The sequence below is a fragment of the Rhizobium sp. CB3090 genome, from assembly GCF_029714285.1.
GTDB lineage: Bacteria > Pseudomonadota > Alphaproteobacteria > Rhizobiales > Rhizobiaceae > Rhizobium.
In genome coordinates this window covers 1,463,329-1,482,425 of the sequence record NZ_CP121662.1, presented here as the reverse complement: position 1 = coordinate 1,482,425, position 19,097 = coordinate 1,463,329, and the positions used below count along the sequence as shown (strand labels likewise).

The following is a 19,097-nucleotide window of genomic DNA, read 5'->3' as shown; positions in this document are numbered from 1 at the left end:
TCCGCATAATTTTAGTCATCACTTACGGAGATTCGGTTGCGCTGGTTGTATCGACAAGGCGGGTCTTGACGAAATTCCGGACAGCGGCATCCATCGTCTGCCAGTCACCAAGCTGATGACTGGAAAAACGATAAAGCACGCTGAGATCCTTGCCCACCTTGATATCCCTTTGACAATCGCCGCTGGTCGCCTGATCGGCCGAAGTGGGCAAGATACAGCGCACGACATAATCCGGCTCGCCGGCGCGCGGCGCAGTCAGAAGCACTTCGCCATTGTAGCCGGCGTCGGCGCGCAGGCGATGCGCCGTCAACCCATGCGGACCGGCGAACGCGTCGCCTTCCATCAGATGCGAATAGATCGGCTCCAGCCGGCCGGACATGTCGCGCGACATCGTACTCTGGCTGAGCTGCAGGAAAATCAGCGACGAAGCCTGGGAAATATCGTCAAAGCGCAGGCGGTCGGCATCGCTATAGCCCTGCATCTGCGGCCAGGTGAGATAGAGATCGACGCGTTCCGCGACACCGCTTACCCGTTCGCTCGGGAAACGAATGGTATTGGCGCCAAGACGCAGCGTATCCTCGCCGATCGTTACTGTGATCGGCTTGATATCGGCAGTGTGGCCGGCCAGCGATATCTTCTCGCCGAGCCAGCGGCCGCCGACGGTGATGGCGACGGTAAGGGCGGCGAGTACGGCAACGCCCGCGGTCAGACGGTAAACAAGGCCGCTTGATATCAGCGGCTGTTCGTCGATCGTGGAGGCGGACGACAGAGGAGGGGTCATGCTCTTGCCTTCGGTTCCATCCGCCTTGGAAACGATCGTCAATGACGCGTCCGCCGCGGCTCAAGACCCCTGATGAGTCTCGTTGTGGAATGATTGCCGCCTTGATGGTTAATGACCGATTAAAAATGCGTCGGCTCACATATTTATCGGCACGAACACCTTTCCGCAAATCGGGGCGGATTTCGGGCCGAAGGGGGCAGCGTGCACGTTTTCCCCTGCAATTGCCTTGGGGGTAGTCCTGAAATGAAAAAGAGCCGTTCCCGGGACAGCGGGAACGGCTCCGAGGCGCCGGTCGGGACAGAAATGCGGGGACAGACCGGGGCCTTTGACCGAGACCGCCGGTGCTATCTCACCGGCGATCGCATGGCGGACTTACTTCAAGCTGCCGACCGCGACGGCGCGGCCATCCTGAATCTTGACCCAGCGGGCCGGATCGTCGGCGGACTGACGCTTCAGGAACGTATATTCGGTGTCCGACCAAAGCTTCACCTTGTTGCGCATGTTGTCGAGAACGAAGTCGCCGCGATCGGTGCGCACCGTCAACACGGCATGGCCTTCGCCGTTCGGCTGCAGCACGACCGTCATCAGCAGATCAGAGGCAGAAAAGCCGGCATCGATCAGTTCCTTCCGCTTCAGCAGAGCGAAATCCTCGCAGTCGCCGGCGGTGGTCGGGATCGCCCATTTTTCCTCGACGCCATAGAGATCCATATCGGTCATCGGCTTGATCGTCGTGTTGACCGTGTAGTTGATCTTCAGGATGGTCTTCCAGCGATCCTCAGTCAGAAGAGCGGGACCAGAATCGCCGCCGGCATAAGCGCATTCCTTCGGATTTTCCTTGCAGAACTCATAATGACCGATCGGGGGGGCAGCATCACCGGTGATCGTCATGTTGGCCGGCGTCGCATGGGCGAAGCCGAGACAGCCGAAGGTGAAAAGAGCCATTGCGGCATAGCCGCGAAGAAGGAATTGAAAGCTCATGTCCGTGTCCCTGTTTTATTGGGAACAGAATGACATGCAGGCTTTTATCCGACGCAAAATTACGTAGTCAAATTAATGGCTTAGTTGATTCAAATGCGGATCGAATTGTCATAAAATGAGAGCAAAACTTGAATCGAACTTTCGGAGAATTCGATTAAAATTGGAGTGTTTCTCCCCGAGGGCTGCCGCGTTGGGATTCCCCATACCCATTTGTTTTCAAATGATTTTGTTCTCTGCGATAGAAATCGGCGAGGCACACTATTTGCCGACAGCGGCGTGAAAATGGGACAGCCGCTTCATCTCAGCACATCGCCAGAGCGTCGTCAGTGCCGGAATTTCCCTCAACCTGTGCCATTTTGGGAAAAGGTCTGCCAAAAAAATTTGAATTTTTTTGGCGTCAGCCAATGACGCGAAATTCATCGGTTGCGTCGACGATGGCTGCTGCCATCTCAAACGTCGCCGGCGAATGAGCGGAATTAGGAACCACGACCAATCTTGCTGCGGGCCATGCCCGCGACAGTTCCCATGCTGTAACGACGGGCGCCTCGAGATCGAGCCGGCCCTGGATCATCACGCAGGGAATATCGCTAAGCCGGTGAATGTCTCTCAGTATCTGCCCGTCTTCCAACCAGCCGCGATGATGGAAGTAATGTGTGATGATGCGCGCTCTTGCGGTGAGGTATCGGGGATCGGACCAGCGGCTGGGCAAGGTCGCGCTGATATCGACGAGGATCGAAGCCGATTCCCAATCGTGCCAGTCCTTAGCAGCCTTGACATGGACGGCCGGATCCGGATTACGGAGCAAGCGATGGTACGCGGCAACCAAGTCGCCGTCGCGCTCGCTCTCTGGCACGCCAGCACGGAAGCGTACCCATTCCTCAGGAAAGAAACGGGCAAGCCCATTATAAAGCCAATCGATCTCGGACTGCCGGGTCATGGTGACGCCAACGACAATGAGGGCTGCAACGAATTGCGGATGCGTCTCGGCATAGACCAGTGCCAGCGTACAGCCCCAGGAATTGCCATAGACTAACCAGCGCTCGATACCAAAGAAGCGCCGAAGCTTCTCGATGTCCTCAACCAGGTGCCATGTGGTGTTGGCGGAAAGATTGGCCTTCGGCTCGGATGCATGCGGTCGGCTACCGCCGCAGCCGCGCTGGTCGAATTGAATGATGCGATAGTGTTCCAGATCGAAAAAGCGGCGAGTACTCGCGGAACTGCAGGAGCCCGGACCGCCATGCAGGACGACGACGGGAACACCCTTCGGATTGCCCGATTGCGTCCAACAAATGCTGTGGCCATCGCCGATGTCAAGCATGCCCTGATCATAGGGCTCGATTTGAGCATAAAGCGTCTTCATCGGCCGTCACACGGACAGAGGGGCGAAACACGGCTATTTCACAAGCCGACGTGACAGCACGATGACAGATTTAGAGAAATTCGCGCAAGGTCTCGCGAGATTGCAGCGAGAGAAATTCGATCGCGACGCCTTCCATGAAATGGCGCACGATGCGGCCGCGCATGTTGCCGAGGCGTACCGGCGTTCCGATCGGTGGGCGTGCCTCGACATCGACGGCAGCGCCGGAGAGCGACAGGTCCATGATGCGGCAGACGTAGCGCGTGTCGTCCTCCAGCGTCAATTCGCTGAGGGTATTGCGCGGTGTAAGGCGGTCGTGGCGGCGATCTTCCGGCAGACCGAGCTCATGTTTGTTGGCCAGCCACGTGAGCTGAGCCGCGAGCTTCTCTCGCTTGCGATCGGTGGCATTGATCGACATGCTGAAGCCGCGGGCGTCAACGGCGAGAACATGGCCTTCGACCCGGCCGAGATGATCGATATAGGCCACGACGCGCTCATTGGCGCGTGGACGGCCGGGGCAGGTGACGTACATGTCGCCGGGCGACATATCCGTGACCAGGCATTCGAATTCCTCATAATTGGCCAGCATCAAGCGGCCCTGCATGTTGATCGGAACCCGCTGAAAGGTCCGCTGATCCATGCGAGACGAATTTCCTGCCAATTGGTTTGGCCGCGTCGTCTGAGCTGGCTGGAATGATTGCATGAAAGGGCTTCTTCAACCAATTATGTTTCCTGCAATCACTAGCCGAAACTTCTTAAGGTAATATTGTCTTCTCTGAGAGATAGCTCAGAGAAGACGGTTAAATCTGTATCGCGATGAGTCAACCTTTTCGTGATCGCGTCCATCCGCTTTTGGATTCAGTTTGCGCCGCATCAATTCACCGAGCCCTGCACCATCATGACGGGAGATCAAATCGGCAGGCTCCGGATATAATGGCACTTCGACGCGCCGGGCAGGGCGCTCGGACAACAGGCTGCTGCGATCGAGCGCAAGGAACTCCAGACGCTCGCTACCGAGCCAAGACAAGTGTGCAACTGGCGTTAGGCAGCCGAGCAGCCGGTCACAGACATCGCCGGCCGAACGTACCGGCATCAGCACCATTTCAAAGGCTATATTGCGACCGCTGATGCTGTAACCGGTCGCATTGATCAAGGCAGGAACCACATGCGACATCACGCCGGCAGCGATGCGTACGGGATCGTCAGGCTGGCTGCCGGCCCACAATGCAGCAAAACTCTCGCCGCGAAGCTCGCGCCCCATGAAGCTGCAGATCGCCGTTCCGGCCAGCCGAAAGCGTGGCGCCTCGTTCGGCACTGACTCCAGAATGAAGAGCTGAGGCAGAATATGGCGGACTGCCGAAGGCTGTATCAAATTGCGCAAGGGCGCATCGGCATTGCCGCGAAGCTGCTCCCAGTAGGTAAATATCTCAGTGCTGGTTTTCTGCCGCATGATGCGCCCCATGTCCCATTTCAGTTCAGGTGCCCGGGCATTCATTGCCCTTGCATCATGCCATGCTTATTTCGTGCCACGGCCGGGCCGTTAAGGTTAAAAGAGGGTTTCATTTGCTTTGAGCGGCCATGCGTGGGAGAAATAGACCATCACTTCACGAGGGTGACGCACAGACTATCTCGGGCGTGGGACATACCATTGCGGCATGTCCCAGCGAGGGGCGCCCGAACAAGCCGTCTAACGGGGTTAGGCGGCTTTTTTTTTGATATTTGCTGCTGTATGTCTCGAGTCCCTTCTCAAGATGTCAGAGCAAATCATGGATGATGCCGAGCCACCGCGCCACGAGCCCGAGGAAAATCGGCCGCCGAAGCGAGTTCCTGCTTTCAACCTTCCGCCCGTCATCGTCGCAAGCCTCGGCCTACTCATCGTCGTCTTCGCTATTCAAAACCTGCCTTGGTGGTCGGACGATGCGCTGAATTGGCTCTATTTCACCTTCTGCTTCATTCCCGCACGTTACGCCGTTCCGCTGTCGCAACAGGGGCTGGAATGGCTGTGGACACCGGTTACCTATTCGCTCCTGCATGGCAGCATCGAACATATCGTCTTCAACGGGCTGTGGCTGATGGTCTTTGCTGCGCCCGTCGCGCGCCGGATCGGCGTTGCGCGTTACGTGATCTTCTGGATTCTTTCTGCGGCTGCATCGGCATTCCTGCATGCCGCCATCTATTGGGGAGACCAAAGCTTGCTGATCGGCGCGTCGGGCGTCGTTTCGGGGCTCATGGGAGCGGCCTGCCGTTTTGCCTTTCCCGCCATGGACGGCCCCCGTGTCGGCATTCGGCAGGCGCATCTTAATCCGCGGCTGTCGATCGCGGCCTCGCTGCGCAGCCGCACGGTCGTCGCCTATATCGTGATGTGGATTGCCGGCAATGCGCTCGTCGCCTTCGGTATAACCATCGTCGGTGACAGCGCGCAGCCGGTCGCCTGGGATGCACATATCGGCGGCTTCTTTTTCGGCTTCCTGCTGTTTGCCCTGTTCGACCGGCAACCTCGCATCGAGCTCGAAGACTCGGCTGCATAGGTAAAATGAAGCTGTTGCTTTCTGACCCTCACTAGCGCACCATTCACAATCATCGGCGGCGAAGGGAGGAGACCAGCGTCAGTCGATGAAGGCAGCATCGGTCCGAATCCGGAGGCGATTCGGAACAAAACCGAGGCTCAATTGTTCACTTTGCTTTCGAGATGGGAGGATCGAATGCCAGTCTCCGTCAAAGCCATACTTGATGCCAAAGGTCGCAACGTTACCACGACCGGGGGAAATACGACCCTTGCGGAAGCCGCTAAAATTCTGAGTGAGAACCGCATCGGCGCCATTGTCGTCGTCGGAATGGCGGGCAAGATTTCCGGCATTTTCACCGAGCGCGATGTCGTCAACGCAGTCGCCAAGCACGGCCCGGATAGCCTCAACCAGCCGATCGCTTCGCTGATGACGGCGAAGGTGCACCGCTGCAAGGAAGACACCACCACCGATGAGCTGATGGAACTGATGACACACCGCCGCTTCCGCCATGTTCCGGTCGAAGAAAAAGGCAAACTGACGGGCATCATCTCGATCGGCGACGTCGTCAAATGGCGCATCCGCGAAATCGAACTCGAAACCGAGCAGATCAAGGCTTATATCGCGGGGTGAGGAGCGGTTCGGCAAAGCCGAAGCAATCGACCCGGTGGGTCGATTGCAGCGATCAATGCCCTGAGCCTAAAGCGAGGGGCCGGATTTCGCGGCATTGTCGGATCTAAAGCTCGTCGCGATCTTTCAGATTCGCTCTGACGCTTTAGCTCTTTGCTTTTGCATGTCGTTCTCGCAAAACCGCCGCACACTTTTGCGCGACATGCATTAACTGCTCGGCGGAGCCGAAACGGCTCTACTTTCGCTGCGCCCTTCCGTAACCGAATGATTGACGCCCTATCGGGCAAAGGCTTCCTGCATGCGCCTGATTTCGGCGAGCCGGACCGAAGTCTCTTCATAGCCGCGCTCGATCGCTTCGCCAGCACGATGAAACTCAGAGAGACCGATGTCGCTTAGGCGCGGGTGCAGCGCGAGATCCGGCGGATCGCCGGCGAGGCGTGCACGGGAAATTCGATCCTGTATGATGTTGAAAGCCTGCACCATGACACCGGTCATCCCGAGCTTGGTATAGGGCGCTTCACGTTGCGGCTCGCCATTCAATGGACCGGTATTGTGTTTGACGACGGCTGAACGGCCATAGAGATCGTAATGCAGGTTGACGGCCACCACGAGCGGCTGTTCATAGGCGCGGCAGACAGAAACGGGCACAGGGTTGACCAGTGCGCCATCGACCAGCGTACGGCTGTTGGTGCGCACCGGCTCAAAAATGCCGGGCAGGGCATAGGATGCCCGCAGCGCTGTGATCAGCGAACCGTTCGTGATCCAGACTTCGTGGCCGGTATTCAGTTCCGACGCGACGGCGACGAACGGGTGGTCCAGGTCCTCGATCGTAAAGCCTTCAAGGTGTTCCTGCATGCGCTTGGTAAGCCGCATGCCGCCGAAAAGACCACTGCCGCCGATGGTAAGATCGAGAAGGCTGGCGATGCGGCGCATGGTCAGCGAGCGGGCAAAGCCCTCCAGTTCATCAAGTTTGCCGGCAAGATAACAGCCGCCGACCAGGGCTCCGATGGAGGTACCGGCGATCATGCCGACCTCGATGCCGGCCTCGCTCAAGGCGCGCAGCACGCCGATATGCGCCCAACCGCGAGCGGCGCCACCGCCAAGTGCCAGCGCAATCTTTACTTTCTTTGGGGGAGTGGTGTCAGCGGGCAGGGCAGGTATGTTCTGTGAGGTGGTCGGACCTGAACCGACAGGAGCCTGCCCACCGCTCTGACGAATCAACCCCCAATTCAACATGGCATGCCATCCTCCGAGGCGTATAACTGCCTCTTGCTAAAATATTGTCCCTTTTTTGTTTCCAAATCGTATATTCGGCTGTTGCTTATTAAGCCGGCGAGCGGTGCTTACTGCCCATAGACCTCGCCGGGATCGAAATGCAGGTGATCGTCGACGACGTTCAGCACCGGCTTTCCATCCTCCAGCTCGACAGTGCGATAGAAGCAAGAACGCCGTCCAGTATGGCACGTCGCGTCGTGACCGGCGACCTCAACTTTCAGCCAGATAGCATCCTGATCACAATCGGTACGCATCTCCTTCACCGTCTGCAGATTTCCGGAGGTTTCACCCTTTTTCCAGATTTTTCCGCGCGAACGGCTGAAGTAGTGCGCCGTTTTTGTCTTTATGGTCAGCGCCAGGGCTTCGGCATTCATATGCGCGACCATCAGCAGTTCACCGTCATGGGCGTCGGTAACGATCGCGGTGATCAGGCCGCGATCGTCGAAACGCGGCGTGAAATCGCCCGCATCCTCAAGCTCGGACTTATCTGCGGAAGGTTCATTGAATACCAGGTTCATCTCGGCTCTTTCGTTGAAGCCCAATCAGCGGCTCCGGACCATCGTCATGAAGCGGACCTGCTCGGCCGGATCGGCCTTGAAGGCGCCGGTAAACGTCGTCGTCAACGTCGTCGAGCCCTGCTTCTGCACGCCGCGCATCGCCATGCACATATGCTCCGCATCGAGCATGACGGCCACGCCGCGCGGGCGCAGCGAGTCGTCGATGGCGTTGGCAATCTGAGCGGTCATGGCCTCCTGCGTCTGCAGGCGGCGGCCGAAGATTTCGACGACACGGGCGATCTTGGAAAGGCCAAGGACGCGGCCGTTCGGCAGATAGGCGACATGCGCCTTGCCGATGATCGGTACCACGTGATGTTCGCAATGCGAGAAAAACGGAATGTCGCGCACGAGGACCATGTCATCATAGCCGGAAACCTCCTCGAAGGTGCGGCCGAGCACGTCCTCGGGGTTCAAATCGTAGCCAGAGAAGAGTTCGCGGTACGCCTTGGCGACACGGGTCGGCGTATCGAGCAGCCCTTCGCGCTGCGGATCGTCACCTGCCCAGCGAAGCAGAACGCGGACTGCGTCCTCGGCTTCCTTTTGAGATGGACGGTCCGATACCGGATTGGATTCAACTGCTTGCGGAAAGTTCTTTACAATGGCGTCCATTACCTGTGGTCTCCTGATCCGCATCGCGGATCTCATTTTGTCGGACTCGCCACTGGTATCCTCCGGAACGTGGAGAACTATGCACCTTTGGCGGGCTCCGGGGCGTTCTGGCTGGCGGACAAGCCTGCCGTCCTGCACGGTTTCCCATCAAACTTACAGAAGACCATTGCAATTTGATGGTCTTCGAACGACATACATATAGTATGACATTGTCCCTGTGAAAGTGTCCTAATGAGACACGCTGCGTTTTTTGTTATGAAACAAAGACCGGGCGCGTCGGAGCAAAGCGATGATGGACGACATCTACAACAGCAAGATTTTGGAATTTGCCGGCAATATCGAACGCATCGGCAGCCTTTCCGACGCCGATGCAAGCGCTCAGGCCCATTCCAGGCTTTGCGGCTCCCGCGTCAAGATCTGGTTGAAAATGGACGGCGAGGTCGTGACGGATTTTGCCCACGACGTCAAGGCCTGCGCGCTCGGACAGGCCTCTTCCTCCATCATGGCCCGCCATGTCGTCGGTGCTACCGCCAGCGAATTACGGCAGGCACGCGAAGATATGCTCGCGATGCTGAAGGCGGATGGCGAGGGGCCTACGGGGCGTTTCGAAGACATGCGCTATTTGCGACCGGTCAGGGATTACAAGGCCCGGCATGCTTCGACGATGCTGACCTTCGATGCCGTGGTGGATGCGGTCGGTCAGATCGAGGCGGCACGCGAACCTCATCGGGCCGTGGCGACCGTTTGATCAAGGCTGCAGGCGATGTGCCACCTCTGCTCCATGCAAGATGACGAAGTTGAGGGAGGAGCGGCTGCAGGCTCCAAAAGGATAAGGCGTGACGAAATATCGCCCCACGGCAACAGCAAGCCACGCCATTCCCGCAATTATTCCGGCCCTTTCCGCAAAACGCCCGACCGGCTTCTGGGCATGGCTCTCATCCGCTTCTATCAACTGACGCTTTCCGGTTTCATCGGCAATTCCTGCCGCCATATCCCGACCTGCTCGGAATACGGCTATGAATCGATTGCCCGGCATGGCCTGTGGGCCGGCGGCTGGATGACGTTGTTCCGCGTCGCGCGCTGCGGTCCCGGAGGCACGAGCGGGCTTGATCCCGTGCCGGAAACGCTGGAGAACCGCTATCATTGGTGGACGCCCTGGCGTTATTTCCGCCTGGGACAAAAGGTCGCCTGACGGCATGGCGGTCTACATCGCGCTTCTGCACAGTATCGTCCTCGGCGGCGGTCGGCGTGTCGTTATGAGCGATTTGCGGGCAATGGCGGAAGACATTGGATTTTTCAACGTCAAAACGCTGGTTGCAACCGGCAATCTCGTTTTCGAGGCTGACGAGCAACCAATTGCAGAGATCGAGGCGAAGCTCGAAGCAGGCTTCGTGAAGACTTTTGGCAAGCATGTCGATATCATTGTCCGCGATGCGGAGACATGGCACAGGCTCGCCGCCGGCAATCCGTTCAGCGATGGCAGGGGCAGTGAGGTGGTCGTCCGCGTCATGCGAAAAACGTTGGAACCATCGGTGATAGCAACCCTCGACAGATACAGACACGACCCTGAACGCCTGGCGGTGGTCGACGGCGACCTGTGGATCGATTTTGGCGGCAAGGCGAGCGAAAGCCGTCTGCTCTCGGCGCTCACCACCAGGCGCCTCGGCGCAGGCACGTTGCGCAACTGGAACACGGTGCGCGGATTGGCCGAGATGATCGGCGAGTAGAGCTGCTTTTCCTTTACTGGAGGGCGAAATACGGCTATCAGGCGCGCGAACATAAGTCAGCATTCACTTAGTTCGCATCTTTCAAAACCACCCGCATTCGTTGGCGGGACTGGACAAGGAGAATTTTCGATGTCCCAATCCGTTTCCCTGACATTTCCCGATGGCTCCGTACGCAGCTACGATGCTGGCGCAACCGGCCGGGATGTCGCCGAATCCATTTCCAAGTCGCTTGCCAAAAAGGCCGTCGCCATTGCAATCGACGGTACCGTGCGCGACCTTTCCGATCCTGTGGCCGAAGGCAAGATCGAGATCATCACTCGCAATGACGACCGCGCGCTGGAACTGATCCGGCACGATGCGGCGCACGTCATGGCGGAGGCGGTGCAGGAACTGTGGCCCGGCACGCAGGTAACCATCGGCCCGGTCATCGAAAACGGCTTCTACTACGACTTTGCCAAGAACGAACCCTTCACGCCCGACGACCTGCCGGTCATCGAGAAGAAGATGCGCGAGATCATCCAGCGCAATGCGTCGTTCACCAAGCAGATCTGGTCGCGCGAGAAGGCAAAGGAAGTCTTCGCTGCAAAGGGCGAACGCTACAAGGTCGAACTTGTCGATGCCATTCCGGAAGGGCAGGACCTCAAGATCTATTACCAAGGTGATTGGTTCGATCTTTGCCGTGGACCGCACATGGCCTCCACCGGCCAGATCGGCTCGGCCTTCAAGCTGATGAAGGTGGCTGGCGCCTATTGGCGCGGCGACAGCAACAATCCGATGCTGACCCGCATCTATGGCACGGCCTTCGCCGAACAAGCCGATCTCGATAACTACCTGCACATCCTCGCCGAAGCGGAGAAGCGCGATCACCGCCGTCTCGGTCGCGAAATGGACTTGTTCCACTTCCAGGAAGAAGGCCCCGGCGTCGTCTTTTGGCACGGCAAGGGCTGGCGCATGTTCCAGACGCTGGTGTCCTATATGCGTCGGCGGCTGCAGGGCGACTATCAGGAAGTCAACGCGCCGCAAGTGCTCGACAAGTCGCTTTGGGAGACTTCCGGTCACTGGGGCTGGTATCGCGATAACATGTTCAAGGTCACCGTCGCTGGCGACGAGACCGATGACGATCGCGTCTTCGCGCTGAAGCCGATGAACTGCCCCGGCCATATCCAGATCTTCAAGCATGGCCTGAAGTCTTACCGCGAACTACCGATCCGGCTTGCGGAATTCGGTGCAGTGCATCGCTACGAGCCTTCGGGCGCTTTGCACGGGCTGATGCGCGTGCGCGGCTTTACGCAGGACGACGCGCACATCTTCTGCACGGACGAGCAGATGGCGGCTGAATGCCTGAAGATCAACGATCTCATCCTGTCGGTCTACGAGGATTTCGGCTTCAAGGAGATTGTCGTCAAGCTCTCGACCCGCCCGGATAAGCGCGTCGGCTCTGACGATCTCTGGGACCGGGCCGAAAGCGTGATGATGGACGTGCTGAAGACCATCGAGGCACAGTCCGAAGGACGCATCAAGACCGGCATTCTGCCGGGCGAGGGCGCGTTCTATGGCCCGAAGTTCGAATACACGCTGAAGGACGCCATCGGCCGTGAATGGCAATGCGGCACGACGCAGGTCGACTTCAACCTGCCGGAACGCTTCGGCGCCTTCTATATCGACCAGCATTCCGAAAAGACGCAGCCGGTGATGATCCATCGCGCCATCTGCGGTTCGATGGAACGCTTCCTCGGTATCCTGATCGAGAATTTCGCCGGCCATATGCCCCTCTGGGTGTCGCCGCTGCAGGTGGTGGTGGCAACCATCACCTCGGAAGCCGACGAATATGGCAACGAGGTTGCTGAAGCGCTGCGCGAAGCCGGGCTCGATGTCGAGACCGATTTCCGCAACGAAAAGATCAACTACAAGATCCGCGAGCATTCGGTGACGAAGGTTCCGGTCATCATCGTCTGCGGCAAGAAGGAAGCCGAAGAGCGTTCGGTCAACATCCGCCGCCTCGGCAGCCAGGCGCAGACGGCGATGTCGCTCGATGAGGCCATCGCCTCGCTTGCACTCGAAGCCACGCCGCCGGATATCCTGCGCAAGCGTGAAGCCAAGCGTTCCAAAGCCGCTTGATATCAGATGTTGTCTGACGGCCCTCTCAAAGAGCCGTCAGACAACTGACATGAAACTTTAATATATATTTGAATCAGAGCGTTGCGCCGGTTGCTGCCCAACATTGGCGCAATTGGTTTGAGGAGCGGGGCAGCCCGTCGCGGATTTGGATTTCAAAGAATTATCCTACGCCAATGAACGGGATACGCGCATCAAGCGCTGGTTCATCCGCTCCATCGAAGGCCTGTCGGGACGTGATCGTTATGCCCGGCTTTATGACATCTGGCGCAGCGATATTGTCGGCAAGAGCGAACGTGTCTTCGGCAAGATGCTCGATCTCATCGATGTGAGCCTGGTTGCCAAGGGCGAGTGGCCGCTGCCGGAGATTCCGGATGCGCCGATCGTCATCGTCGCCAATCATCCGTTCGGCATCGGCGACGGCATCGCAATCCTGGCGCTGGCCGAGCAGCTCGGCAGACCCTTCAAGGTGCTGATACACAACGAATTGCTGAAAGTGCCTGAGATGGCCGATTATTCGCTGCCGGTTTCCTTCGAGGAAACCAAGGAGGCAATGGCGATCAACATGAAGACGCGCCACGAGGCCGTTCGCCTGCTCAAGGAAGGCACGACGATCATCGTTTTTCCGGCCGGCGGTGTCGCGACGGCCAAGAAGGGCTTCGGCCGCGCCGAGGACCTGCCGTGGAAAATTTTTCCGGCAAAACTCATTCAATCGGCGCGCGCCAGCGTCATTCCCATCTATTTCGAAGGGCAAAACGGCCGGTTGTTTCATCTCGCCAGCCGTGTTTCGCTGACGCTGCGTCTTTCCCTGCTGATCCGCGAATTCCGCCGTCTTTCCGGCAGCACCATCACAGCCCATGTCGGCAGGCTGATGACCTGGGAGGCACTCAGCGAAGGCAACGACCGCAAGGATCTGTTGTTAAAGCTCTACAGCGCGGTATTTTCCATGGCGCCTCCGAGGCGGGCGGTGCGAAAGAGGGCCGTATAGCGAAGGCCGCCGACATAAATTCGGAGCCTATCTCGCCCTCAGTCCATGCTCTCGCCTTCGTCGCCGCCAGATGACGGGGCCAATTGCTCATAGGTTGGCAAGGGGCGCTGCTGGCCCGAGGCGGCCGGTTGCGTCTGCGGGGTTTGGTTTTGCTGTACCTGTGGTGACGGAACCGGAATCTGTTGCGCGGGCTGTTGCTGATCATTGGCGTCTTGCGGTTGCTGTTCCTTCATCAGCACTTCGACATCGGTGTTCTTGCCGGCTGCGACGGTGAAGTCGCGCTGATAGATCTTGTCCTTGTTGCGGGCAATGGCCGTATATTGGCCTTCCGCGAGCACCATGGCGGGGAAAGCGCTGAGGCTTTCGCCGACGATATCGCCGGCAGAGGTCAGGATCGACCAGGCCGTATCGGCGATCGCCTCGCCGCCTTTGTCCGATACCAGCTTGAAAGTAATCTTCGCTGCCTTGTGCTGAATCGTCGCTTCGGTCACCTTGCCGGCTTCCACCTGGATGTCGGCCCGGATGACGGCGTTGACGGCACCGTATTCGGAGACGACGTGATAGGTGCCGGCGCTGAGGCCGACCAGCGTGTTCGGCTTGACATCGGACATGACAAGACCGCGCTCGCCGTCTTCCTTCGCATCGTTGGAATAGATCGAAAAACTCAGCTCATCCGGGGGAATGCGCACGTCGGAGCCGGAGACGGCATTCAGCACCATGCCACCGGCGTCAAGCACCATGATCTGCTTTTGCAGCACGCCGCTTTCCGGCACGGTCAATTTCTTGGTGACGCCGGCACGGCCGAAGGAGACGTTGACGAAATAGTCGCCGGGAAGGAGATGGAAAGAGGCGGAGCCGCCTTTCGAGCTTGCAACCAGCGGCAGCTTGCCGTCGGCGCCGGCAAAGGGGCTGAAGACATACCAGGAAAGACCCTGCAATTGCGGGCCACCGTCTGAGGCCAGCTTAGCCTCGAGCGAGACATCGCGCAGCGATTGACTGGACGAATTTTCGCCGCCCGGCGCTACAAAGGCGTTGAGCTTCGGCATCTTCACGCTGCCGTCGAGCTGCTTGAATTCCTGGAAGGCATTTTGCGCCGAAGCAACGGTACTCAGGCTCGCGAGCATTGCGAACGCCGTGCCCAATCGGCGAGCGGATGAAATGCCTGACATGAATTCCCAACCGTTGACTTCCGGTAAAACACAGGCCACTTCAAGACCAACGGAGTGGCAAATTCAAGACCCACTTCCTCTCGCGCATGAAAATGAAAGCAATCAATCGATGAAAACCGATATCAAGCTGGTCGATTATCTGGCGGTGCGCCGATCCATTCCCGCATTTCAAATGATGGAACCCGGCCCGGACAAAGCCGAAATCGAAAATATTCTGCGGCTCGCTTCGCGCGTGCCGGATCACGGCAAGCTCGCACCTTGGCGCTTCATAGTCTATCGCGGTGAGGAGCGCGCGCGAATCGGCGAGGAGCTGTTGAAGCTAGCACTGGAAGTCAAGCCGAACCTGTCCGAAGAGATGATCCAGGTCGAGCGCACGCGTTTCACCCGCGCGCCTGTTGTCATTGCCGTCGTGAGCAAGGCGGGACCGCATTTCAAAATCCCGGAATGGGAACAGTTGATGTCGGTGGGCGCTCTTTGCCTCAACCTGTTGATCGCGGCCAATGCGCATGGCTGGGTTTCGAACTGGCTGACTGAGTGGTTCGCCTATGACGAGCGTGCCTATCCGCTGCTCGGCGTCCAGCCGGGCGAAAAGGTAGCCGGCTTCATCCATATCGGTTCCTCCAACTTCCCATCCACCGAACGCCCACGCCCGGAACTGACGGAGACCGTGACCTGGGTCGGCGGCGAGGAAGCATGATGTTCTACACGACGGACACCAACCGGCATGGCCTGGCGCATGACCCATTCAAGGCTATCGTCGCGCCACGGCCGATCGGCTGGATCGGCAGCAAGGGCAGAGACGGCTCGCTGAATCTGTCCCCTTATTCCTTTTTCAATGCGGTCAGCGACCGGCCGAAGCTGGTGATGTTCTCTTCTGCCGGCCGAAAGGACAGCGTGCGCAATGTCGAGGAAACAGGCGTTTTCACCGCCAACCTCGTCAGCCGCCATATCGTGGAGAAGATGAATCATTCCTCGATCGCCGTCGCCTACGGCGTCAACGAGTTCGAACTGGCCGGACTGACGGCAAAGCCCGGCAAGTTGGTCGATGCGCCTTATGTCGGCGAGGCTTTTGCGGTCCTCGAATGCCGGGTGACCGAGATCATGCAGCCTAAGGGCCTCGATGGCGAGCCATCGGAAAATGTCATGGTCTTCGGCCAGGTCATCGGCATCCATATCGACGAGGCGATCATTCGCGACGGTCGGCTCGACATGGCTCTCGCGCGGCCCGTCGCGCGCATGGGCTACATGGATTATAGCGAAGGCAGCGATGTCTTCGAACTGCTGCGGCCAAAAGCGCCGTGACATCGACGCCTTTTGCCTCGCATTAGTGGTTAATAAATAAGGTAAACGGCCCGTAAACCTTTCGTCGCTAACGTGTTCGATATGAGTTCGCGGGTCGGGAATCGTCCCGCCGGTATCGGGGCGTTAGGTGATCATAGAAGCATTTCTTCGCTGGGCAGAGACCGCCAAGGCAGAGGGTAGGGCGAGGGCAGCCAATGCGCTCGGGCGCGCCTATCTGCAGTCGGAGATGCCGCGGGAAGAGCGTGCCGCGGCCGAGATGGCGATGATCTATCTGCTCGATGATCCGTCGCCGCGCGTGCGCCTGTCGCTGGCCGAAGCAGTCGCGCGTTCGCCGGATGCGCCGCGCAATATCATCCTGTCGCTGGCTGAGGATCAGCCGGAGATCGCAGGGCAGGTCGTTCTTTTTTCACCGGTGTTTACCGATGCCGATCTCGTCGACCTTGCGCTACGCGGCAGCAATGTGACACGCGTCTTGATAGCATCGCGCGGACGAGTATCACGGTCAGTTTCGGCAGCACTCGCCGAAATGGGCGGTGAGACGGAAATCCTTTGCCTGTTGGAAAACGAGGGCGCTTCGCTGTCGCGCGTCTCGCTGAAGCGGATCGCCGAGCGCCTTGGCGATCAGGCCGACATACGTGGGCTGCTTCTTGATCGAGACGCGCTGCCGTCCGATGTGCGTCACCTGCTGATGCGACATGTGAGCGAGGCACTTACTGGCTCAAGCCTTATTCAAGCTACGATCGGCGCGGGCAGGCTTCAGCATATTACCCGTGAGGCCAGCGAGGCAGCTACGGTTTCCATCGCCGGCACGGTTCAGCATGAGGACATTCCCGATCTGGTCGAGCATCTGCGACAGTCCGGCTGGTTGACACCGGCGTTCCTGATGCATGCGCTTTGCTCCGGCAAGGTGGACTTCTTCGCCGGCGCGATCACCAACCTTTCGGGCTGCGACGAGCGGCGCGTGCGCTCCATCCTTTCCACCGGCCGCATCTATGCCGTTCGTGCGCTTTATGAATCCGCCGGCTTGGCGCGCGATATCAGCATTGTTTTTGTCGAGGCGACATTGATCTGGCGTGAGGCATCGTGCGCAAACGGTGGCACTATGCTGGAAAATGTTTCTGAGCGGCTGATGCGTAAATTCAGACTTACAGAAGAGCAACCTGTCGCGGCGATGCAATTGCTCGATATGGTCGAGAAGCTCGCCAACGCCGAACGCCGGCAGACGGCGCGGACATTCGCGGCGCTGGCGGCTCTTGCCGCGGCGTGATACGCATCGGCTTTTGAAGCTTTGGGAATCTACCTTGTCACCGACCATAACTGTTGAATCACCACGTCAGGATGGCGTTGTCCGCCTCCTCGATATGTCCAATGCCTATGTGCAATCGCTTTATCCGCCGGAGAGCAACCACATGCTCGATCTGGACGCGCTCGAGAGGCCCGAAGTGACCTTCTGGGTCGCGCGGCTCGATGGCGATGCGGTCGGCTGTTGCGCGCTGGTCGAGGAAGGGGATGGTACTGCGGAGATCAAGCGCATGTTTGTCGATCCGCTTGCCAGGGGACGCAGGGTTGCACAGATGCTGATGAACGCACTGGAAGAGAAAGCGACGGAAAGAAAGCTGACGGCGCTACGGCTCGAAACCGGCATATATCAGCCGGAGGCAATCGGCCTCTACCGCAAGTTCGGTTACATCGAGATCGGACCATTCGGCAGCTACGAGCCCGATCCGCTCAGCCTGTTCATGGAGAAGATGCTTCCGTAAGGGTGAGAAGCTCTGGATTCAAAAGATTAGAGCGCCCTTTGTGCGTTCTAATGACCGCACGGCGTCTCATCAGCCGTCCGAACCGTCCCGGATACGCAACTGCAGCTCCGGCTCCTGAGCGTGGTGTTCCTCGCTCAGTTCCGCCTCGCGAATCCACTCCCGCCAGATGGCGACGATAATGGCCATGAGGACTGGACCGATGAACAGGCCGAGGAACCCCATGGTCTTGACGCCGCCGACAAGTCCGAAAAAGGTCGGCAGGAAAGGCAGCTTGATCGGGCCGCCGACGAGCTTCGGCCGCAGCGTCTTGTCGACGATGAAGAGTTCGACCGTCCCCCAGATGAACAGCCCGGCGCCGGCCCAAGGGGAGCCGCTCGCAAGCAGATAGATGGAAACCAGCGACATGGAGAGCGGCGCGCCGCCGGGCACGAGCGCCATGACCCCGGTCAGAACGCCGAGGGTGACTGCCGATGGCGCGCCTGCGATCCAATATGCGACGCCCAGCACCACGCCTTCACCGATGGCGATCAGTGTCATGCCCATGACCGTGGAGCTGATGGTCGCCGGTACCACGCGAGAAATGCGCTCCCAGCGATTCGGCAGGATACGTTCGCCCAGAAGATCGACCTGACGCACGAAGCTGGCTCCATCTCGATAGATGAAGAACAGGGCGATCAGCATGAACAGCAACGTCAGCACGACATGGAAGGCGCCGCCGCCGGCGGCAAGCACCGCCCGGTAGATATTGCCGATGTGGGCGCCGCTGACGAGCTGTGCCAACTCGCCAATGGAACCGGGGCTGCCGACATATTGCGTCCATTGATCGCCAAGCCAGGAACCGACGATCGGCAGCGCCAGTATCCACTGTGGCGGCGGGGCGCCGTCGCGGTTGACATGGACGGCCCAGGCAAACCATTCGCGGACTTCACCGACCATATAGATAGCCGAGAGCACAATCGGCAACACCAGGAAGGTGACGATAAAGGCGATGGCAATGGTTGCCGCAAGCGTCGTATTGCCGTTGGTGCGGCGCACGAGGTCGCTATAAAGCGGCCAGGTGGCGAAACCGATCACGGCCGCGGCCAGCACCGGAACGAGAAAACCGTAGAAGAAATAGATACCGGCGGCGGCAATCAGGATCAGCAGCCAACGCGCCGCCGAAATCGACGGAATAAGGGCCATGCGCGCGGGCGCGCTTGGGCCGAGCCAGCGCGGCTCCCTTGGCTTATGACGTTCGAATACACCCACCGGACTTGCTTCACTCTTTTTATTAGATCAACCGGTTATGGGGTATGATCTAGGCTGTTTCAAGGGCCATCACCTGAAAGCCCATATAATCCGTCGC

21 protein-coding genes are annotated in these 19,097 nt (G+C 58.8%); 11 read left to right on the top strand and 10 right to left on the bottom strand.

The genetic code is table 11. The features are described from left to right. Window positions 1-22: 22 nt before the first annotated feature. The 5 genes from QA646_RS07210 to QA646_RS07190 form a co-directional block, all read right to left on the bottom strand. The gene (locus QA646_RS07210) at window positions 23-781 is read right to left on the bottom strand and encodes a hypothetical protein (protein WP_283058996.1); all 759 of its coding nucleotides are present in this window, start codon (window positions 779-781) and stop codon (window positions 23-25) included. Window positions 782-1,153: 372 nt separating this feature from the next. After that, entirely contained in the window at window positions 1,154-1,723 is a 570-nt protein-coding gene (locus QA646_RS07205) for a transglutaminase-like cysteine peptidase (RefSeq protein ID WP_283058995.1), read from the bottom strand. Between the two features lie 433 nt (window positions 1,724-2,156). Further along, window positions 2,157-3,119, bottom strand: coding sequence for a prolyl aminopeptidase (gene pip / locus QA646_RS07200; protein WP_283058359.1), 963 nt, complete (start codon window positions 3,117-3,119; stop codon window positions 2,157-2,159). Between the two features lie 70 nt (window positions 3,120-3,189). Next, complete coding sequence (locus tag QA646_RS07195; protein WP_283058358.1) at window positions 3,190-3,819, bottom strand: PilZ domain-containing protein; 630 nt, start codon at window positions 3,817-3,819, stop codon at window positions 3,190-3,192. A gap of 84 nt (window positions 3,820-3,903) precedes the next feature. After that, entirely contained in the window at window positions 3,904-4,566 is a 663-nt protein-coding gene (locus tag QA646_RS07190; protein ID WP_283058357.1) for a PAS domain-containing protein, read from the bottom strand. Between the two features lie 301 nt (window positions 4,567-4,867). On the opposite strand from QA646_RS07190, the gene QA646_RS07185 reads away from it, so the two are divergent. After that, a complete protein-coding gene (locus tag QA646_RS07185; RefSeq protein WP_283058356.1) occupies window positions 4,868-5,644 on the top strand; it encodes a rhomboid family intramembrane serine protease in 777 nt (258 codons plus the stop codon). A gap of 174 nt (window positions 5,645-5,818) precedes the next feature. Beyond that, window positions 5,819-6,253 carry a CBS domain-containing protein gene (locus QA646_RS07180; RefSeq protein ID WP_283058355.1) on the top strand — a complete coding sequence of 145 codons (435 nt, stop codon included), beginning with the start codon at window positions 5,819-5,821 and terminating at the stop codon, window positions 6,251-6,253. A 273-nt stretch (window positions 6,254-6,526) separates the two neighbouring features. Here QA646_RS07180 and QA646_RS07175 read toward each other — a convergent pair whose 3' ends face one another. The 3 genes from QA646_RS07175 to folE form a co-directional block, all read right to left on the bottom strand. Further along, the gene (locus QA646_RS07175; RefSeq protein ID WP_283058354.1) at window positions 6,527-7,486 is read right to left on the bottom strand and encodes a patatin-like phospholipase family protein; all 960 of its coding nucleotides are present in this window, start codon (window positions 7,484-7,486) and stop codon (window positions 6,527-6,529) included. Window positions 7,487-7,593: 107 nt separating this feature from the next. Beyond that, window positions 7,594-8,043 (bottom strand): phosphoribosyl-AMP cyclohydrolase, encoded by a 450-nt coding sequence (hisI, locus tag QA646_RS07170; protein WP_107108076.1) that lies wholly within the window; start codon window positions 8,041-8,043, stop codon window positions 7,594-7,596. Window positions 8,044-8,067: 24 nt separating this feature from the next. Further along, window positions 8,068-8,691 carry a GTP cyclohydrolase I FolE gene (gene folE / locus QA646_RS07165; protein ID WP_283058353.1) on the bottom strand — a complete coding sequence of 208 codons (624 nt, stop codon included), beginning with the start codon at window positions 8,689-8,691 and terminating at the stop codon, window positions 8,068-8,070. A 292-nt stretch (window positions 8,692-8,983) separates the two neighbouring features. Between folE and QA646_RS07160 the strand changes: the two genes are divergently transcribed. From QA646_RS07160 to QA646_RS07140, 5 genes are all read left to right on the top strand, one after another. Then, entirely contained in the window at window positions 8,984-9,439 is a 456-nt protein-coding gene (locus QA646_RS07160; protein WP_283058994.1) for an iron-sulfur cluster assembly scaffold protein, read from the top strand. 15 nt (window positions 9,440-9,454) lie between these two features. After that, window positions 9,455-9,883, top strand: a complete 429-nt coding sequence (yidD, locus tag QA646_RS07155) for a membrane protein insertion efficiency factor YidD (RefSeq protein WP_283058352.1) — start codon at window positions 9,455-9,457, stop codon at window positions 9,881-9,883. A gap of 4 nt (window positions 9,884-9,887) precedes the next feature. Continuing rightward, complete coding sequence (locus tag QA646_RS07150) at window positions 9,888-10,418, top strand: DUF1697 domain-containing protein (protein WP_283058351.1); 531 nt, start codon at window positions 9,888-9,890, stop codon at window positions 10,416-10,418. 129 nt (window positions 10,419-10,547) lie between these two features. After that, a complete protein-coding gene (thrS, locus tag QA646_RS07145) occupies window positions 10,548-12,536 on the top strand; it encodes a threonine--tRNA ligase (RefSeq protein ID WP_283058349.1) in 1,989 nt (662 codons plus the stop codon). Between the two features lie 145 nt (window positions 12,537-12,681). Further along, window positions 12,682-13,521, top strand: a complete 840-nt coding sequence (locus tag QA646_RS07140) for a lysophospholipid acyltransferase family protein (RefSeq protein WP_283058347.1) — start codon at window positions 12,682-12,684, stop codon at window positions 13,519-13,521. A 38-nt stretch (window positions 13,522-13,559) separates the two neighbouring features. Here the strand turns inward: QA646_RS07140 and QA646_RS07135 are convergent, their stop codons facing one another. Then, a complete protein-coding gene (locus QA646_RS07135; protein ID WP_283058346.1) occupies window positions 13,560-14,690 on the bottom strand; it encodes a hypothetical protein in 1,131 nt (376 codons plus the stop codon). Window positions 14,691-14,799: 109 nt separating this feature from the next. Here QA646_RS07135 and QA646_RS07130 point away from each other — a divergent pair, with 109 nt between their 5' ends. The 4 genes from QA646_RS07130 to QA646_RS07115 all read left to right on the top strand — a co-directional run bounded on the left by QA646_RS07130 (window position 14,800) and on the right by QA646_RS07115 (window position 17,752). Then, the gene (locus tag QA646_RS07130) at window positions 14,800-15,387 is read left to right on the top strand and encodes a nitroreductase (RefSeq protein ID WP_283058344.1); all 588 of its coding nucleotides are present in this window, start codon (window positions 14,800-14,802) and stop codon (window positions 15,385-15,387) included. After that, complete coding sequence (locus QA646_RS07125; RefSeq protein WP_283058343.1) at window positions 15,387-15,992, top strand: flavin reductase family protein; 606 nt, start codon at window positions 15,387-15,389, stop codon at window positions 15,990-15,992. Before QA646_RS07130 ends, QA646_RS07125 begins: the two co-directional genes overlap by 1 nt. A 127-nt stretch (window positions 15,993-16,119) precedes the next feature. Further along, on the top strand, window positions 16,120-17,259 hold the full coding sequence (locus tag QA646_RS07120) for a DUF2336 domain-containing protein (RefSeq protein WP_283058342.1): 1,140 nt from the start codon (window positions 16,120-16,122) through the stop codon (window positions 17,257-17,259). Window positions 17,260-17,293: 34 nt separating this feature from the next. Further along, window positions 17,294-17,752: a GNAT family N-acetyltransferase gene (locus QA646_RS07115; protein WP_283058341.1), complete on the top strand. Its 459-nt coding sequence runs from the start codon at window positions 17,294-17,296 to the stop codon at window positions 17,750-17,752. Window positions 17,753-17,821: 69 nt separating this feature from the next. Here the strand turns inward: QA646_RS07115 and QA646_RS07110 are convergent, their stop codons facing one another. Continuing rightward, complete coding sequence (locus QA646_RS07110) at window positions 17,822-19,000, bottom strand: AI-2E family transporter (protein ID WP_283058340.1); 1,179 nt, start codon at window positions 18,998-19,000, stop codon at window positions 17,822-17,824. Window positions 19,001-19,097: the final 97 nt, after the last annotated feature.

Bases quoted from the DNA above. Each gene is read 5' to 3' on its own strand.
- yidD (WP_283058352.1), top strand. From the start codon at position 9,455: ATGTGCCACCTCTGCTCCATGCAAGATGACGAAGTTGAGGGAGGAGCG.
- thrS (WP_283058349.1), top strand. From the start codon at position 10,548: ATGTCCCAATCCGTTTCCCTGACATTTCCCGATGGCTCCGTACGCAGC.
- QA646_RS07210 (WP_283058996.1), bottom strand. From the start codon at position 781: ATGACCCCTCCTCTGTCGTCCGCCTCCACGATCGACGAACAGCCGCTG.
- QA646_RS07205 (WP_283058995.1), bottom strand. From the start codon at position 1,723: ATGGCTCTTTTCACCTTCGGCTGTCTCGGCTTCGCCCATGCGACGCCG.
- QA646_RS07190 (WP_283058357.1), bottom strand. From the start codon at position 4,566: ATGCGGCAGAAAACCAGCACTGAGATATTTACCTACTGGGAGCAGCTT.
- pip (WP_283058359.1), bottom strand. From the start codon at position 3,119: ATGAAGACGCTTTATGCTCAAATCGAGCCCTATGATCAGGGCATGCTT.
- folE (WP_283058353.1), bottom strand. From the start codon at position 8,691: ATGGACGCCATTGTAAAGAACTTTCCGCAAGCAGTTGAATCCAATCCG.
- QA646_RS07160 (WP_283058994.1), top strand. From the start codon at position 8,984: ATGGACGACATCTACAACAGCAAGATTTTGGAATTTGCCGGCAATATC.
- hisI (WP_107108076.1), bottom strand. From the start codon at position 8,043: ATGAACCTGGTATTCAATGAACCTTCCGCAGATAAGTCCGAGCTTGAG.
- QA646_RS07195 (WP_283058358.1), bottom strand. From the start codon at position 3,819: ATGCAATCATTCCAGCCAGCTCAGACGACGCGGCCAAACCAATTGGCA.
- QA646_RS07180 (WP_283058355.1), top strand. From the start codon at position 5,819: ATGCCAGTCTCCGTCAAAGCCATACTTGATGCCAAAGGTCGCAACGTT.
- QA646_RS07150 (WP_283058351.1), top strand. From the start codon at position 9,888: ATGGCGGTCTACATCGCGCTTCTGCACAGTATCGTCCTCGGCGGCGGT.
- QA646_RS07175 (WP_283058354.1), bottom strand. From the start codon at position 7,486: ATGTTGAATTGGGGGTTGATTCGTCAGAGCGGTGGGCAGGCTCCTGTC.
- QA646_RS07125 (WP_283058343.1), top strand. From the start codon at position 15,387: ATGTTCTACACGACGGACACCAACCGGCATGGCCTGGCGCATGACCCA.
- QA646_RS07185 (WP_283058356.1), top strand. From the start codon at position 4,868: ATGTCAGAGCAAATCATGGATGATGCCGAGCCACCGCGCCACGAGCCC.
- QA646_RS07135 (WP_283058346.1), bottom strand. From the start codon at position 14,690: ATGTCAGGCATTTCATCCGCTCGCCGATTGGGCACGGCGTTCGCAATG.
- QA646_RS07130 (WP_283058344.1), top strand. From the start codon at position 14,800: ATGAAAACCGATATCAAGCTGGTCGATTATCTGGCGGTGCGCCGATCC.